Annotated in this window: 17 protein-coding genes; 9 read left to right on the forward strand and 8 right to left on the reverse strand. The window is 68.3% G+C overall.

The window, feature by feature from the left end:
* Positions 1-239: 239 nt before the first annotated feature.
* Complete coding sequence (locus AB4Z01_RS13700; RefSeq protein WP_441694441.1) at positions 240-1,346, forward strand: calcium-binding protein; 1,107 nt, start codon at positions 240-242, stop codon at positions 1,344-1,346.
* 31 nt (positions 1,347-1,377) lie between these two features.
* Entirely contained in the window at positions 1,378-2,655 is a 1,278-nt protein-coding gene (locus AB4Z01_RS13705; protein ID WP_441694443.1) for a hypothetical protein, read from the forward strand.
* A 70-nt stretch (positions 2,656-2,725) separates the two neighbouring features.
* On the opposite strand, the gene AB4Z01_RS13710 is transcribed toward AB4Z01_RS13705, so the two are convergent.
* Complete coding sequence (locus tag AB4Z01_RS13710) at positions 2,726-3,370, reverse strand: TetR/AcrR family transcriptional regulator (RefSeq protein ID WP_441694445.1); 645 nt, start codon at positions 3,368-3,370, stop codon at positions 2,726-2,728.
* 123 nt (positions 3,371-3,493) lie between these two features.
* Here AB4Z01_RS13710 and AB4Z01_RS13715 point away from each other — a divergent pair, with 123 nt between their 5' ends.
* Together AB4Z01_RS13715 and AB4Z01_RS13720 are read left to right on the forward strand one after the other, a co-directional pair.
* Positions 3,494-4,582, forward strand: a complete 1,089-nt coding sequence (locus tag AB4Z01_RS13715) for an HlyD family secretion protein (RefSeq protein ID WP_441694447.1) — start codon at positions 3,494-3,496, stop codon at positions 4,580-4,582.
* The gene (locus tag AB4Z01_RS13720) at positions 4,579-6,177 is read left to right on the forward strand and encodes a DHA2 family efflux MFS transporter permease subunit (protein ID WP_441694449.1); all 1,599 of its coding nucleotides are present in this window, start codon (positions 4,579-4,581) and stop codon (positions 6,175-6,177) included. Before AB4Z01_RS13715 ends, AB4Z01_RS13720 begins: the two co-directional genes overlap by 4 nt.
* A gap of 15 nt (positions 6,178-6,192) precedes the next feature.
* On the opposite strand, the gene AB4Z01_RS13725 is transcribed toward AB4Z01_RS13720, so the two are convergent.
* The 5 genes from AB4Z01_RS13725 to hemE all read right to left on the reverse strand — a co-directional run bounded on the left by AB4Z01_RS13725 (position 6,193) and on the right by hemE (position 10,815).
* A complete protein-coding gene (locus tag AB4Z01_RS13725) occupies positions 6,193-6,558 on the reverse strand; it encodes a hypothetical protein (protein WP_441694451.1) in 366 nt (121 codons plus the stop codon).
* A 140-nt stretch (positions 6,559-6,698) separates the two neighbouring features.
* Positions 6,699-7,955: a transcription termination factor Rho gene (gene rho, locus AB4Z01_RS13730; protein ID WP_441694452.1), complete on the reverse strand. Its 1,257-nt coding sequence runs from the start codon at positions 7,953-7,955 to the stop codon at positions 6,699-6,701.
* Between the two features lie 303 nt (positions 7,956-8,258).
* A complete protein-coding gene (hemJ, locus tag AB4Z01_RS13735; protein WP_441694454.1) occupies positions 8,259-8,696 on the reverse strand; it encodes a protoporphyrinogen oxidase HemJ in 438 nt (145 codons plus the stop codon).
* Positions 8,697-8,707: 11 nt separating this feature from the next.
* Positions 8,708-9,745 (reverse strand): ferrochelatase, encoded by a 1,038-nt coding sequence (hemH, locus tag AB4Z01_RS13740; RefSeq protein ID WP_441694456.1) that lies wholly within the window; start codon positions 9,743-9,745, stop codon positions 8,708-8,710.
* A complete protein-coding gene (gene hemE / locus AB4Z01_RS13745) occupies positions 9,742-10,815 on the reverse strand; it encodes a uroporphyrinogen decarboxylase (RefSeq protein WP_441694457.1) in 1,074 nt (357 codons plus the stop codon). The genes hemH and hemE overlap by 4 nt, the downstream gene beginning before the upstream one ends.
* A gap of 364 nt (positions 10,816-11,179) precedes the next feature.
* On the opposite strand from hemE, the gene AB4Z01_RS13750 reads away from it, so the two are divergent.
* The 5 genes from AB4Z01_RS13750 (at position 11,180) to dnaQ (ending at position 14,963) form a co-directional block, all read left to right on the forward strand.
* Positions 11,180-12,019 (forward strand): pyruvate, water dikinase regulatory protein, encoded by an 840-nt coding sequence (locus AB4Z01_RS13750; RefSeq protein ID WP_441694459.1) that lies wholly within the window; start codon positions 11,180-11,182, stop codon positions 12,017-12,019.
* Positions 12,016-12,612 carry a Maf family protein gene (locus AB4Z01_RS13755; protein ID WP_441694461.1) on the forward strand — a complete coding sequence of 199 codons (597 nt, stop codon included), beginning with the start codon at positions 12,016-12,018 and terminating at the stop codon, positions 12,610-12,612. The genes AB4Z01_RS13750 and AB4Z01_RS13755 overlap by 4 nt, the downstream gene beginning before the upstream one ends.
* 208 nt (positions 12,613-12,820) lie before the next feature.
* On the forward strand, positions 12,821-13,660 hold the full coding sequence (locus tag AB4Z01_RS13760; RefSeq protein WP_441694508.1) for a shikimate dehydrogenase: 840 nt from the start codon (positions 12,821-12,823) through the stop codon (positions 13,658-13,660).
* Positions 13,660-14,286 carry a dephospho-CoA kinase gene (gene coaE / locus AB4Z01_RS13765; RefSeq protein ID WP_441694463.1) on the forward strand — a complete coding sequence of 209 codons (627 nt, stop codon included), beginning with the start codon at positions 13,660-13,662 and terminating at the stop codon, positions 14,284-14,286. The genes AB4Z01_RS13760 and coaE overlap by 1 nt, the downstream gene beginning before the upstream one ends.
* A complete protein-coding gene (gene dnaQ / locus AB4Z01_RS13770) occupies positions 14,286-14,963 on the forward strand; it encodes a DNA polymerase III subunit epsilon (RefSeq protein ID WP_441694464.1) in 678 nt (225 codons plus the stop codon). Before coaE ends, dnaQ begins: the two co-directional genes overlap by 1 nt.
* 135 nt (positions 14,964-15,098) lie before the next feature.
* Here dnaQ and secB read toward each other — a convergent pair whose 3' ends face one another.
* Positions 15,099-15,596: a protein-export chaperone SecB gene (gene secB / locus AB4Z01_RS13775; RefSeq protein WP_441694465.1), complete on the reverse strand. Its 498-nt coding sequence runs from the start codon at positions 15,594-15,596 to the stop codon at positions 15,099-15,101.
* Positions 15,597-15,692: 96 nt separating this feature from the next.
* Positions 15,693-16,211, reverse strand: a complete 519-nt coding sequence (locus AB4Z01_RS13780; protein WP_441694467.1) for an FxsA family protein — start codon at positions 16,209-16,211, stop codon at positions 15,693-15,695.
* Positions 16,212-16,258: the final 47 nt, after the last annotated feature.

Raw genomic sequence — 16,258 nt, forward strand, 5'->3', positions numbered from 1 at the left:
TAGAGGATCAGGCCGATACGCCATCTCCGGCGTGCGCCTCCCGCCACGCCGACCCCGAAAATTTTTTCCTGTCCCTCCCATATGGGCATGCCCAGCCGTAGCGAAGGCGGGATACAGCGATCTGACCGGCCGGGTCGCAGATGAAGCGCTGCGCTCGCCTGCCGGAGACAAGACAGTCCCGGCCGCATTTTCGCGCCCGGCAGAAGCCCGTCCCGTCCATCAGCTCATGAGGCAAGCCCATGGCGATCATCAATGGCACCCCGGATGACGACGTCCTCGCCGGTGACGGCGAGAACGACGAGATCAATGGTCTCGGGGGCAATGATGTGCTCCTCGGAAACGGAGGCGACGACGAGCTCAACGGCGGCGACGGCAACGACGAACTCTATGGCGGCGGCGGCAGCAACACCCTGAGCGGGGGTGGCGGCGACGATCAGGTCACCGTCACCAGGACGTTCAGCGACCCAACAAGTGCCGATGTCGTCGACGGAGGGGCCGGGACCGACACCCTCATCGTGGATTTTGCCGGTTCCGGCATCCAGCTCACCTACTCGCTGAACGGGGTCAGCAGCGATGGGTCGGTCAGCTCCTCGAATTTCGAAGTGCTGATTTACACCGGTGGAAGCGGGAACGACATCGTCACCAGCGCGGCAGGCAGCGACCAGCTGTTCGGCTACGCCGGCAACGACACGCTGGCCGGAGCTGCCGGGGCGGATCAGCTCGACGGCGGCGACGGCAATGACGTGCTCCGTGGTGGCGCCGGTGCGGATACGATCGACGGCGGCGCCGGCATCGATACCGCCAGCTACTACACCGGCACCACCGGAGTCCTGGTCAGCCTGGCCAGCGGCCTCGGCAGCGGCGGCGAGGCCCAGGGCGACACCCTCACCGGCATCGAGAACCTCTCCGGCAGCCAGGGGTGGGATCAGCTCTACGGCAACGCCGGCGCCAATGTGCTGCAAGGCTGGAACGGCAATGACCTTCTCGTCGGCCGGGCCGGCAAGGACACCCTCACCGGCGGTGCCGGGGCGGATCGCTTCCAGTTCACAGCCATCGGCGACAGCGTGGTCGGGACGAATGCCGACCGGATCACCGATTTCAGCCATGCCCAGGGCGACAAGATCGACCTGTCGGGGATCGACGCCAACACGGGCGCGGCGGGCGACCAGGCCTTCAGCTTCATCGGTTCCGGCCTGTTCACCGACCATGCCGGCGAGTTGCGCGCCGCGGTCACCAGCCCCGGCGTCACCACCATCGCCGGCGACGTCAACGGCGACGGCGTCTCGGACTTCCATATCACCCTCACCGGCAGCCTCGGCCTCGTCGCCGCCGACTTCGTCCTCTAAGAGCGACCTCAACTCGCATCGGAGAACAGACATGAGCCAAGTTCTCAAGACTGCAGCCGCCGGCCTGATCGCAACCCTCGTTCTGATCATACCGCCGGCAGAGGCGGCACAGAGCCAGTCGGCAACCGTCAACGGCGTGGCCGTCGACCGGGTGACATGGCGGGGTTCGGATGGCGGAATACGCACCGCCTCGCTCAAGCGCCAGGGCAACGGCAATACGGGCAATGGCGGCTATGCGGTCCAGTTGACATATCCCTATCTGCTGAACGGCGTCGCCACCACGATGACCGTCAATGCCAGCAGTGCCGGTGACGGCTTCGGCTATTTCGTGGCCCATGAGCGCTACCGGCAATTCTCCGACGGCACGGAAGCGCCGATCGCCAACAAGATCTTCGGGGCCGACGATTCGCCGCTGGGCCTCAGCTTCGCGGTCACGGGCCGGATCGTGCCGAGCACGAGGAACCGCGTCATCGTCGAATACAAGACGACCTATCCGAAATACGGCACCATCGCGCCGAACGGCATCGATCCCGACACCGGCGAGGACAGCCCGCGGCTCGGCACCAGCCCGGCGCTGTTCAAGCGCTATGACCTGCCGGTCACGATCACCTGGTACTTCCAGGACGGCGCCAACTGGCCGCTGATCGTGACGCGGGTCAGCCTCGCGCCCCTGCCGGGCGCCGACCGGGTCAGCTTCGACCTGCGCGGCCCCTACGGAAAGCTGAACTTCGACGGCGGCAACAACCCGATCCGCCAGGTGATGTGGGCGGATCGCTACCACTTCACCACGACCAGCGACCCGCTGACGCGCAACGCCACCTGGACCTGGACCGGGGCCAATACAGGCGCCCGGTTCTCGGCCCTGCTGGCCGGCCAGTTCGAGATGGGACTGTTCGAGCCGACGGTCTATTCCATGTCCGCCTTGCGCGACGGCTATTCCGAAGCGCGCGGCACGACCTCGGCGACATACAATGGCGGCAATGGCTGCCCGTTCCAGGCGCAGAAGCTGCCCTGCGACTACGAATGGCCGTACCAGTCGTCGCAATACGAGCTGCCCTACGACAATCCCAACGGCACCACGGTCTCGGAGAAGATGGCCTGGGGCTCGACGCCCTACTACGGCACCAGCCTTTCTTCCGTGTTTGACGGCGTCCAGTCGGTGCCGTTCAACGGCTTCCCGCAGAACCGGATCATCGAATACCGGGTCTGCCTGGTCCTGGGCCCGCGGACCGCCGGCGGGCTGACCAAGGCCATCGCCTCGCGGACGCCGGGCAGCTACGACTGCGCCGTAAAGCCGTCCGGCTTATGACGGCCTGAATGCCGGGCCGGCCGTCCGAAGCCGCCCGGGCATCCGACTCACCAGGCTCGCCGACGACCTCTCAAGGCGTCGGCGCGGCCGGGGCGGCGTAGGCGCGCAGAAAGGCGTCGACGCCACTCTTCAGGCCACGCTCGATCCGCTCCTCGCTCGGCATCTCGATGCCGAGCTCCATCCGCATCTTCATATGGCCGAGGATCATGGCGCCGAACTGCTCGGCCGCCAGCTCGGGGTCCGGCACCGCCAGCACGCCGCGCGCATTGGCGGCGGCGAAGAAGGTCGTCAGGTGGGCCTTGCCCTGGCCCGGCCCGGCCTCGTACATCGCCCGGCCGAGCTCCGGGAAACGGCCCGCCTCGGCCAGCACGTTGCGATACACCTTGATCACATCCGGGTTCAGGATGAAGCGCAGCAGCGTGCCGCCGGCCTCCATCAGCGCGGCGCGCAGGTCGTCCGGCGGCGGCGACATCGCCGCCAGCCGCTCGAACGCCAGGCAGGCGCTGCCGACGATGGCCGCGAACAGCTCCTCCTTGCTGGTGAAATGGGCGTAGAGCGTGGCCTTTGACACGCCGGCCTCGCGCGCGATCGCGTCCATGCTGGCCGCGCCATAGCCCTGTTCCAGAAAGATGCCATAGGCCGCCTTGAGGATCTGGCTCGGCTTCCGGCTGGTGGCGGCTGGCGGCGGAAGCGTGTCGGTGAACGGGCAGGTCATCGGCCTAGGGATACATGGAGATTGAGCTAAACTGAACCGTTCAGTTTCGTCTTGACAAGAGATAGGGCAAACAGCAACTTTCCGCAACAAGACTGAACGGTTCAGTTCACCTCGGTGACCCCAATGCGCAAGCCCATCATCGTCATCGCGGCCCTGGCCGCCATCGCTGCTGCCGGAACTTTCGGCTACCGGTGGTGGACCGTCGACCGGTTCTTCGAGACCACCGACAACGCCTATGTGCAGAGCGACACCAGCACGCTCAGCCCGCAGGTCGAAGGCGCGGTGACGGCCGTGCTGGTCACCGACAACCAGATGGTGAAGGCCGACGATCCGCTGGTCCGGATCGACGACCGCGACTACCGCGCCCAGCTGGCGCAGGCGAAGGCGGAGCTGTCGGCTCAAGCTGCGACGCTGGCCTCGATCGAGCAGCAGCTGGCGCTGCAGGATTCGATGATCGCCCAGGCCAAGGCCAGCGTCGACCAGGCAACCGCCACCCTGGCCCAGACCGGCAACGACCTGGAGCGGGCGCGCCGGCTGTGGGAGACCCGCAACGGCAGCCAGCAGGCCTTCGAGACCGCCGACACCGAGCACAAGCGCGCCGACGCCGCGCTGGCCAGCGCCCAGGCGGCACTGATCAATCAGCAAGGCCAGACGGCGATCCTGCAGGCCTCGCACCGTCAGGCCCAGGCCCAGATCGAGCGGCTGACCGCGTCGGTCGACCTGGCCCAGATCAGCCTCGACCGCACCGTGATCCACGCCCCGGTCGACGGCGTCGTCGGCAACAAGGGGGTCGAGGTCGGGCAGTACGTCAAGGCCGGCACGCAGCTGATGTCGATCGTGCCGCTGCCCAGCGTCTATGTCGTCGCCAACTTCAAGGAGACCCAGCTGGCCGAGATGCGGGTCGGCCAGACGGTGACGCTGTCGGTCGACGCCTTCCCCGGCAAGTCGCTGACCGGCAAGGTCGAGAGCTTCGCCCCGGCCAGCGGCGCCGAGTTCAGCCTGCTGCCGGCGGAGAACGCGACCGGCAACTTCACCAAGATCGTGCAGCGCGTGCCGGTGCGGATCGCGGTGCCGGCCGACAACCAACTGAGCGGCCTGCTGCGCCCCGGCCTGTCGGTCGGCGTCGCGGTCGACACCCGCGAGGAAGGCACCGGTCCGCTGCTGGCCAGCGGCATCTTCGGCGCCGCCATGGCCGCCGAGTTCCGGCGGTGAGCTCGACGACGGTTGACGCGCTGCCGGCCCCTGCTCCGGCGGCGCCGAAGCGCACCGGCGCCAGCACGCGGGAGACGATCGGGTTCTTCACCATGGTCGTCGGCATGTTCATGGCGATCCTGGACATCCAGATCGTCTCGAGCTCGATCAGCGAGATCCAGGCCGGCCTGGCGGCCAGCCCCGACGAGATCAGCTGGGTGCAGACCGCCTATCTGATCGCCGAGGTGGTGATGATCCCGCTGTCGGGGTTCCTCTCCCGCCTGTTGTCGACCCGGATCCTCTACGTCATCTCCGCGGCCAGCTTCACCCTCGCCAGCCTGGCCTGCGCGGTGGCCTGGAACATCGAATCGATGATCGTGTTCCGGGCGCTGCAGGGCTTCCTCGGCGGGGCGATGATCCCGACCGTCTTCGCCGCCTCCTTCATCCTGTTCCCGCCGGAGCGGCGGGCCGGCATCTCGGTGCTGATCGGCCTGGTCGCGACCATGGCGCCGACCATCGGACCGACGCTCGGCGGCTACCTGACCCAGGCCTTCTCCTGGCACTGGCTGTTCCTGATCAACGTCATCCCGGGCGTGCTGGTGACCACCGGCGTGTGGTTCCTGGTCAAGTTCGACAAGCCGAACCTGGAACTGCTCAAGGGCTTCGACTTCGCCGGGCTGGGGCTGATGGCGCTGTTCCTCGGCAGCCTGGAATATGTGTTCGAGGAAGGGCCACGCTGGGACTGGTTCGAGGACCGGTCGATCTTCACCTTCGCCGTGATCGGGACGCTGGCCGGGATCGCCTTCTTCGCCCGGGTGCTGAGCGCCAGGAACCCGATCGTCGACCTGCGCGCCTTCGCCGACCGCAACTTCTCGCTCGGCTGCCTGTACAGCCTGATCATCGGCGTCGGGCTGTACGGCGCCGTCTACATCGTGCCCCTGTTCCTGGGCCGGGTGCGCGGCCTGAACAGCCTGCAGATCGGCGAGATCATGTTCGTCACCGGCGTGTTCCAGTTCATCTCGGCGCCGGTCGCCGGCATGCTGTCGAAGAAGCTCGACCTGCGGCTGATGCTCGGCATCGGCCTCGTCGCCTTCGGCACCGGGGTCTACATGATGACCTGGATCACCGCCGATTGGAGCTTCTGGGAGCTGTTCTGGCCGCAGGCGATCCGCGGCATGTCGCTGATGCTGCTGTTCCTGCCGATCAACACCCTGGCGCTCGGCACCCTGCCGCCCGACAAGATCAAGAATGCGTCCGGCCTCTACAACCTGATGCGCAATATGGGCGGCGCCTTCGGCCTGGCCGGCATCAACACGGTCATGATCGACCGGGCCCGCCTGCACACCTCGCGCATCGCCGACCACGTCAGCCTGACCAACCCGCAGGTGCAGGCGACGGTCGACAATTTCAGCCAGAAGTTCACCGCGGCCGGCCTCGGCAACCCCGACCTCGCCGCGGTGAAGATGCTGGACAACATGGTGCTGAAGCAGGCGCAGGTGCTGACCTTCGCCGACTGTTTCCTGCTGATGGCGCTGCTGTTCTATGCCGGGCTGCTGCTGATGCCGCTGCTGCGCGCGCCGAAGCCCGCGCCCGGCAGCGGTGGCGGTGGACACTGAAACGGCGCCTGGGCCTCAGACCGGCGGGAGCGTCGCCCCGTTTCGGGCATAGACCTGGGCGACCCGACAGCTCAGCGGGTCGTATTGGACCACGATCGCGCCCGGCCGGCCAGGCTGCTTAACCCAGGCTTGGCGCGCCGCCAGGCTGTACTCGGTCGGAGAGCCGGGCGTGAATGGCGCGATCTCGATGCTGGAGATGCCGCCCGCCGTGAGGTGATAAGCCGCGAGCGCGCCGGCTATGCGGCCGGAGCAGGCGTCGTTTCCCATCAGGCTGCGGACCTTTTCAGCCAGCGCCGGGTCGGGCGTCGCCGACGGTGGGACCAGACCGGCGCAGCCCGACAGGGCCAGGACGAGGGCGAGGCTGGAGCGGAGCTTGGCCATACTGATCCCACAGCTGGTTTCGCCAGCGAAATGGTGATGCCGGCGTGTCCGGTCAACCGGGGCGCAGCGCAACGCCGACCTGAAACGAAAGGGCCGCCGATCCTGCGACCGGCGGCCCTTTCGTCATCCCGTGCGGGACGTTACTGGTTCATGCTCTCGAAGAAATCCGCGTTCGACTTGCTGTGCTTCAGCTTGTCCATCAGGAACTCCATCGCATCCGTCGGGCCCATCGGCATCAGGATGCGGCGCAGCACCCACATCTTCGACATCGTGGCCTTGTCGACCAGCAGCTCCTCCTTGCGGGTGCCGGACTTGCCGATGTCGATCGCCGGGAAGGTGCGGCGGTCGGACAGCTTGCGATCGAGGATGATCTCGGAGTTACCGGTGCCCTTGAACTCTTCGAAGATCACCTCGTCCATCCGGCTGCCGGTATCGATCAGCGCGGTGGCGATGATGGTCAGGCTGCCGCCTTCCTCGATGTTGCGGGCGGCGCCGAAGAAGCGCTTCGGCCGCTGCAGCGCGTTGGCATCGACACCGCCGGTCAGCACCTTGCCGGAGGACGGCACCACGGTGTTGTAGGCGCGGGCCAGGCGGGTGATCGAATCGAGCAGGATGACGACATCCTTCTTGTGCTCGACCAGGCGCTTGGCCTTCTCGATCACCATCTCGGCCACCTGGACGTGGCGCGTCGCCGGCTCATCGAAGGTCGAGGAGATTACCTCGCCCTTCACCGACCGGTCCATGTCGGTCACTTCTTCCGGCCGCTCATCGATCAGCAGCACGATCAGGAAGGCGTCCGGGTGGTTCTCGGCGATCGAATTGGCGATGTTCTGCAGCATCACCGTCTTGCCGGTGCGCGGCGGCGCCACGATCAAGGCGCGCTGGCCCTTGCCGAGCGGCGAGACCAGATCGATGATCCGGCCGGTCATGTTCTTCTTGGTCGGGTCGATCAGCTCCATCCGCAGCGCGTCGTCGGGATAGAGCGGGGTCAGGTTGTCGAAGGTGACCCGGTGCCGGACGTTGTCCGGCTCCTCGAAATTGATCTTGTTGACCTTGGTGAGCGCGAAATAGTGCTCGTTCTCCTTCGGGGCGCGGATCTCGCCCTCGATGGTGTCGCCGGTGCGCACGCCGAAGCGGCGGATCTGCTGCGGCGATATGTAGATGTCGTCCGGGCCGGGAAGATAATTCGATTCCGGTGAGCGCAGAAATCCGAAGCCGTCAGGCAGGGCTTCGAGCACACCCGATCCAAAAATAGCGACGTCGTTCTCGGCGAGCTGCTTGAGGATGGCGAACATCATGTCCTGCTTGCGCAGCATGCTCGCGTTTTCGACCTCGAGCTCTTCGGCATAGGCGAGAAGCTCGCTGGGAGTCTTCTCTTTCAGTTCTTGCAGATGCATGGGGACCCTGATGGGCGTGGACAGATCGCCGGCGGCGCGGCGTCTTTGGATTGATGTCTCGCTGGAAGCCTCGGTCCACGGCGCGAAGGGCTCGACCGTGCCGGCCCCTCTGACGAGCGCCGGAAGACCGCTGAGAACAGCAGATGGTTATCGAATGACTTGCCGCAAGTCAATCACGGGGCCTCCGTATGCCCCTTAATTTCGTCATCCCCACGAAAGTGGGGATCTCCAGCCGCTTGATCGGAACGAGATTCCCGCTTTCGCGGGAATGACGATCAGGGAGGAGAAGTGGATCGAGGCCGCTCAGAACGGTCGGACGATCACCATCGCCACAATGATCAGGAGCAGCAACGCCGGCACTTCGTTGACGATGCGGTAGAAGCGCTCGCTGTGGGGATTGCGGCCCTCGGTGAAACCCCGGCGCCAGCGGATGCACATGTGGTGCAGCACGGTCAGGATGACAACCCCCGTCAGCTTCACATGCAGCCAGCCCTCGGCGAGGAAGGCCCAGTCGGTCAGCCACAGCATGGTGATGCCGAACACCCAGGTCAGCACGGCCGAGGGCAGCATGATGCCGCGCATCAACCGCCGCTCCATCACCCCGAAGCGCACGTATTCCGGGGTCCCCGGCGTGGTCTGGCAATGGTAGACGAACAGCCGCGGCAGGTAGAGCATCCCCGCCATCCAGGAAATCACGAAGAAGACGTGGAGCGCCTTGATCCAGGGATAGAGCTCTGCCATTCGGTCCTCGCTCAAGCCGCTTTGCTGGGACACCCCGAGAACGCCGCCGGGCAGATCCGGCCGCCATCTCCGGCCTCAGAGGCGGAACCGCGGCGATGGCCGGCCCGCACCAGATCCGCCAGCCCGGCGATGAAGCCCTCGTCAGCGCCGACGGTTGCCACCCGCAGGTAGCACGGCGCGCCCGATTCGTCAGCCAGCTTGCGGTATTCGATGTCGAGCTCGACCAGCGTCTCGGAATGCTCGGAGACGAAGGCGATCGGCACCACCACGATCGGCCGCTTGGCATGCGCGGCCTCGTGGATCACCGCCTCGGTCGACGGCTCGATCCATTTCAGCCGGCCGACCCGGCTCTGATAGGTCGAGACCCAGTCGAGATCCGGGATGCCGGAGGCCTCGGCCAGGGCCGCGGCGGTGCGTTCGCACTGCCACTGATAGGGGTCGCCGGCCTTGACGATCTTCTCCGGCAGGCCGTGGGCGGAGAACAGCACCCGCGGCCGGCCGTAGCGCGCCGCCTCCTCATGCGCCGTGCGCAGCCCGCCGGCCATGGCGGCGATGAAGCGGTGCTCGGTCGGATAGCAGCACACGGCCCGGGTCGGTACGTCCAGCCGGGCGATCTTGCATGCGTCCCGCCACACCCGCAGCGACGACGCGGTCGTGGTCGTCGAGAACTGCGGGTACAGCGGCAGCAGGATCACCTCGTCCGGGGCGAAGTCCTTCACCAGCATCGCCGTCTCCTGGCTCATCGGGTGCCAGTAGCGCATGGCGATGAAGGTCTTCACCTCGCCGAGATCGGCCAACTGCGCCTCCAGCGCCCGGGCCTGGGCCTCGGTGTTGGGCAGCAGCGGCGAGCCGCCGCCGATCTCGGCATAGATGTCCTTGGCCAGACGGCTCCGCTTCCTGGCGATCGCCCAGGCCAGGACCACCCGCGCTGGGTTCGGGATCCGGATGATCGCGGGGTCGGCGAACAGGTTGAACAGGAAGGGCCGGATTGCGTCCGGATTGTCGGGACCGCCCAGGTTGAACAGGACGACGGCGATCCGACGGCTCATCCCCGGTCTCCCCGCAGATGCCGGACCAGGGCGGCGACATGCTCCGGCGGCGTCTTCTGCAGCACGCCATGGCCGAGATTGAACACGAAGGGGCCGCCGCTCAGCGCCGCCACGATCGTATCGGCCGCCTTGATCATCGGCTCGCCGCCGGTCAGCAACAGGACCGGGTCGAGATTGCCCTGCACCGCCGCCTTGGGCTGCAGCGCCCGGGCGGCCCAGCCCGTCGGCACGGTAGTATCCAGCCCCAGCGCGTCGACCCCGGTGCCGGCGAGGTAACGCTCATACAGCAGCCCGGCGCCGCGCGGGAAGCCGATAATCGGCACCCCGGACGCTCCGGCGTGCACCGTGTCGACGATCCGYCTGGTCGGCGCGATCACCCAGCGCTCGAATTCCGTCTCCGGCAGCACCCCGGCCCAGCTGTCGAACAGTTGCACTGCCTCGGCGCCGGCCTGGATCTGGCGCAGCAGATAGGCGGATGTCGCCTCGACCAGCAGGTCGATCAGCCGGCCGAAGGTCTCCGGCTCGCCATAGGCCAGGCGCTTGACCACGCCGTATTCCTTGCTGCCGCCGCCCTCGACCATATAGGTCGCCACGGTCCAGGGGGCGCCCGCGAAGCCGATCAGGGCGGTCTCGGGCGGCAGGGCTGCCGCCACCCGCCCGACGGTCTCGTAGACCGGTCCCAGCACCTCGTGCAGCCTTCCGGCGGACAGGCGGGCGATGCCGGCCGCGTCGGTCACCGGCTCCAACTTCGGGCCCTCGCCCTCGACATAGTCCAACGCCTGGCCCAGCGCGTGCGGCACCACCAGGATGTCCGAGAACAGGATCGCCGCGTCCAGCCCATAGCGCCGGATCGGCTGCAGCGTCACCTCGGCGGCCAGCTCCGGGTTGTAGCAGAGGTCCAGGAAGCTGCCGGCCTGGGCCCGGAGCGCGCGGTATTCCGGCAGATAGCGCCCGGCCTGGCGCATCAGCCAGACCGGCGGCCGGGCCAGGGTCTCGCCGGTCAGGGCGCGCAGGAACGGCTTCGCCGGCGTCGCGGACGGTCCTTCCCGGCTCTGCCCATCCTTATCCATTAGAAAGAATCCTTAGAATTTGAGGATGTAGTGGATCCCTGTGGATAACGGGGATTGTGACTCTTCCACAATCCATCCACAGGGTTTGCTGGCCGGCGCGCCCCTGCCTGTGGAAAGCGGGGAAGACGCGCCCGACTCGCTACACCCTTGCCATCGCCCCTGTCCATAACAGGCGGGAGGACTCGGGGTCGCATCGCCCGGCCTCGCCGCTGACACACGGAGGCCGGGAGTCTCGTCCCCAGCCGGATGGAAGAGTCGACGACTCACCGGCTAGCGGGTGCAGATCGCGTCAAGCCTCGTGAATCCGGGTTCCATCCCCAATTTGCCCACAGACAATCCCCAGGCTCCGGGATAAAAGGGAGATATGGCGCAGACGAAGACGTTCCATCTACATCTCGTTTCGGATTCAACCGGCGACACCATTCATAGCGTCGCCCGGGCCTGCCTCGCGCAGTTCGAAGGCGCTGAGCCGATCGAGCACTTCTGGAACCTGGTGCGGACCAACCGCCAGCTCGACATGGTGGTGGAGGAGATCCGCGACCATCCCGGCGTCGTCGTCTTCACCCTGGTCGATGACGGGCTGCGCCACCGGCTGATGGATGTGTGCGGCACGCTCGGCGTGCCCTGCATCTCGGTGCTGGACCCGATCATGGGGGCGCTGGCGCAGCAGCTCGGCATGGCGGGGCATGGCCGGCCGGGCCGGCAGCACGCGATGGACGCCGCCTATTTCCACCGCATCGAGGCGATGGACTACGCGCTGGCGCATGATGACGGCCACCTGACGGTCGACTTTCACCAGGCCGACGTCATCCTGGTCGGCGTGTCGCGCACCTCGAAGACGCCGACCTGCCTCTATCTGGCCAATCGCGGGGTAAAGGCGGCGAATGTCCCCTTCGTCCCCGGCCTGCCGCTGCCGGAGGACCTGCACCGGGTCAGCCGGCCGCTGATCGTGGGGCTGACCAAGGACCCGGAGCGGCTGATCCAGCTGCGCCGCAACCGGATGCAGATGCTGAACCAGGCCCAGACCACCGATTATGTCGACCCCGAGCAGGTGCGGTCGGAGGTGGCGGAGGCCCGGCGCTATTTCGCCAAGCACCGCTGGCCGGTGCTGGACGTCACCCGCCGCGCCATCGAGGAGACGGCAGCGGAGATCCTGTCGCTGCTGGCGCGCCGGGGGCGCAGCGCGGGGATTCCCGGAGAATGAGCACGGTGGTCCTGGCCTCCGGCAGCGCCACGCGTCGGGCGATGCTCGAGGCCGCCGGCGTCACCGTCACCATCAGCCCGGCGGCGATCGACGAGGGCGAGGTCAAGGCGTCGATGCGGGCCGAGGGCGCGTCCTCGGCCGACGTGGCCGAGGCGCTGGCGGTGCTGAAGGCGCAGCGAGCATCGCGGCGCCACCCCGGCGCCCTGGTGATCGGCGCCGACCAGATGCTGGATTGCGAGGGCGTCTGGTACGACAAGCCGGTGGACCGGGCGGCGGCCCGCGACCAGCTGCTGGCGCTGCGCGGCCGCATGCACACCCTGACCTCGACCGCGGTGGCGGTGCGCGACGGCCAGAGGGTGTGGCACGCGACCGACCGGGCGAAGCTGACCATGCGGTCCTTCAGCCACGTCTTCCTCGAGGGGTATCTCGACGCCGTCGACGATGCGGTGCTGTCCTCGGTCGGCGGCTATCAGCTGGAGGGCCGCGGGGTACAGCTCTTCGCCAAGGTCGAGGGCGACCATTTCACCGTCCTCGGCCTGCCCCTGCTGCCGCTGCTCGGCTTCCTGCGCGACCATGGGGTGCTGCCGTCGTGATTGGGTGCTGCCTGCCGCCGCATATCGCGCGTAACCTCTCCCGCGTGGCGGGAGAGGTCGGACATCCGCCAGGATGTCCGGGTGAGGGCTGGCCTAGGCCTCGACAAAGGGCCCTCACCCGGAGCCGCTTCGCGTCTCCGACCTCTCCCGCAAGCGGGAGAGGCAACGCAAACATCCTGGTCGCGGTATCCGATGGTGCATCGTGGCAGTGCTGACCGCGAAGGGCCGCCTGGCCGGGGTGATCGGCTGGCCGGTCGGGCATTCCCGCTCGCCGCAGCTGCATGGCCATTGGCTGGCCCGCTACCGGATCGACGGCGCCTATGTGCCGATGGCGGTGGCGCCCGAGCGGCTGGAGGCGGCGCTGCGCGGCCTGGCGGCCCTGGGCTTCCGCGGCTGCAACGTCACCGTGCCGCACAAGGAAGCAGCGATGGCAGTGGTCGACGAGCTCGACCCGCTGGCCCGGCGCATCGCCGCGGTCAACACCATCGTGATGCGCGAGGACGGCCGCCTGTTCGGCACCAACACCGACGGCTTCGGCTTCCTGGCCAATCTCCAGGCCGGCGCGCCCGGCTGGTCTGCGGGCCGTGGCCCGGCGGTGGTAATCGGCGCCGGCGGCGCCGCCCGGGCGGTGATCGTCGCCCTGACCGATGCCGGYGCGCCGGAGATCCGCCTGGCCAACCGCACCCGGGCGCGGGCCGAGACCCTGGCGGCGGAGCTGGGCGGGCCGGTCACGGTGGTCGACTGGGCCGACCGGGCCGCGGCGCTGGATGGAGCCGCCCTGCTGGTCAACACCACGACCGAGGGCATGGTCGGCCGGCCGGCGCTGGACCTGCCGCTCGACGCCCTGCCGGCGGAGGCGCTGGTCAACGACATCGTCTATGTGCCGCTGGAGACGCCGCTGCTGGCCGCCGCACGCGCCCGGGCCAACCCGGTGGTCGACGGGGTCGGCATGCTGCTGCACCAGGCGCGGCCCGGATTCGAGGCCTGGTTCGGGGTGGCGCCGATGGTCGATGCCGCGTTGCGTGCGGCGGTGCTGGGGATCGGCTGATGCGGATCCTGGGCCTGACCGGCTCGATCGGCATGGGCAAGTCGACCGCAGCGGCGATGTTCCGGCGCGACGGCATTGCCGTGCATGACGCCGACGCCGCGGTGCACGCCCTGCTGCGCCGGGGCGGCGCCGCGGTGCCGGCGGTGGCCAATGCGTTTCCGGAGGCGGTGCGCGACCGTGCGGTCGACCGCAAGGTGCTGGGAGCGCTGGTGTTCGGCAAGCCCGCGGAGCTGCGGCGGCTGGAGGCGATTCTGCACCCGCTGGTGCGCCGCCGCATGCGCCGCTTCCTGCAGCAGGCCGGGCGCCGCGGCGACACGCTGGTGGTGCTCGACATCCCGCTGTTGTTCGAGACCGGCGGCGAGCGCTTCTGCGACGCCGTCGCCGTGGTCAGCGCGCCGCGGCTGATCCAGCGCCAGCGGGTGCTGTCCCGGCCTGGGATGACGCCTGGGAAATTCGCCGCCATCCTGGCGGCGCAGATGCCCGACCGCGAGAAGCGGCGCCGGGCGGATTGGGTGGTGCCGACCGGCCTTGGCCGCCGGCCGACGCGGCTGGCCCTGAGAGCGCTGCGGCGGCGGGCGCTGGCCCGGCCGGGGCGGCGCTGGCGGCCCTCATTGAAGGTGGTGTGATGCGCGAGATCGTCCTGGACACCGAAACCACCGGCCTGCACCCGCTGGGCGGCGACCGCCTGGTCGAGATCGGCGGGGTCGAGATGATCAACCACGTGCCGACCGGCCGGCACCATCATGTCTACATCAACCCCGAGCGGCTGGTGCCGATCGAGGCCCAGCGGATACACGGGCTGACCGACGAGTTCCTGGCCGACAAGCCGGTCTTCGCCGAGGTCGCGGGCGCGTTCCTGGACTTCATCGGCGACGCCAAGCTGGTGATCCACAACGCCCAATTCGACATGGGCTTCCTGAACATGGAACTCGGCCGCCTCGGCCTGCCGGCGATCCCGATGGCGCGGTCGATCGACACGGTGGCGCTGGCCCGGCGGCGCTGGCCCGGCGCCCAGGCCTCGCTCGACGCGCTGTGCCGCCGTTTCGGCATCGACAATTCCGGCCGCACGCTGCACGGCGCGCTGCTCGACGCCCAGCTGCTGGCCGAGGTCTGGCTGGAGATGTGCGGCGGCCGCGAGCCCGGCCTGGCCATCACCACGACGGTCGAGATCACCGAGACCACCATCCTGGTCGAACGCGTCGCCCGCCCGCCGCGCCCGCACGCCCCGACGGCCGAGGAGCTGGCCGCCCATCTCGCCTTCATCCAGGGCCTGACCGACCCGCTGTGGCTGAAGGAGGGGTGAGGGATAGGAGAGGTCGCTTCGCACACCCCTTAAACTGTCATGCCCGGGCTTGACCCGGGCATCCAGAGGCTGTCGACATCTCCTGGATTGCCGGGTCAAGCCCGGCAATGACAGAAAATAGGGAAAGGGCCGGTGTCAGTTCACGCTCGGCTGGCCTTCGGCCTCGGAGCGGGCGCGCAGGGCGGCCAGCTGGCGGCGGAACAGCTCGGTGAAGTCGATCGGCTGGATCAGCAGCGGCGGGAAGCCGCCGTTGCGGGTGGCTTCGGCGATCACCGACCGGGCGAAGGGGAACAGCAGGCGCGGCGCCTCGATCAGCAGCAGCGGTGCCGTCTGCTCCTTGGTCACATTGGCCAGCGTGACCACGCCGCCATAGCTCAGCTCGCACAGGAAGGTGGCGGCGTCGCCGGTCTTGGCCTCGGCCTTGATGTGCAGCACGACCTCGAAGGCGTTCTCGGCCAGCTGCTGGGTGCGGACGTCGACATTGACCGTGACCTGCGGCGGCGTCGACTGCTGGGTCAGGCTGCGCGGCGCGTTCGGGTTCTCGAAGGACAGGTCCTTGACGTATTGCGCCGAGATCTGCAGCGACGGCTGCAGCTGCTGATCGCCGTCGGGCTGCTGGTTGACGTCCGACATGAAAACTCTCCCTGGAAACTCTGGCTCGGCTGGCCGGCTAATGACGCGGGTCTCGCTAGCACGGAACCCGTGGCGGCTACAACCCAGGGGTGCCGGTCAGGATCGGCGCTGCCCATCCCCGTCCTCCGGGCCGCGCCAGCGCGATTCCTCGATCCGCGGCAGCGACGGGTCGCGGCCGCCCTCGGGCTTGACCTCGGTGTAGTCGGCGTCGATCACCGTGCCGCCGGGCCTGCGCCCGCCGGGCCAGACGGTGAAGCCGCCACGCCGCTTGGCCTGCGCGCCGAGCCAGCGGATCAGCATGCGCCGCACCGGCGGCAGCAGCAGCGGCAGCGCCATCAGGTCGCTGAGGAAGCCGGGGAAGATCAGCAGCAGCGCCGCCAGCACCAGCAGGGCGGCATGCGCGACCGGCTCGGCCGGCGGCTCGCCGCGGGCCAGCGCCGCCTGCATCTCGCGCAGCGCGCGCATCCCCTGGCGCTTCAGGAGCAGTGAGCCGATGATGCCGATGGCGACGAACAGCACCAGGGTGGCGAGCACGCCGATCCAGCGGCCGACCACGATGAACACCGTGATCTCGGCCAGGACCGGGACAAGAAGCAGCAGGGCGAGGAGGGGCATCGGTTTCCCTTGCCGTTTGGGGGTCGGCAGCCTATCTGTCGGGGGCA

It is taken from the genome of Inquilinus sp. YAF38 (assembly GCF_052113205.1).
In the GTDB taxonomy this organism is placed as follows: Bacteria; Pseudomonadota; Alphaproteobacteria; order DSM-16000; family Inquilinaceae; genus Inquilinus.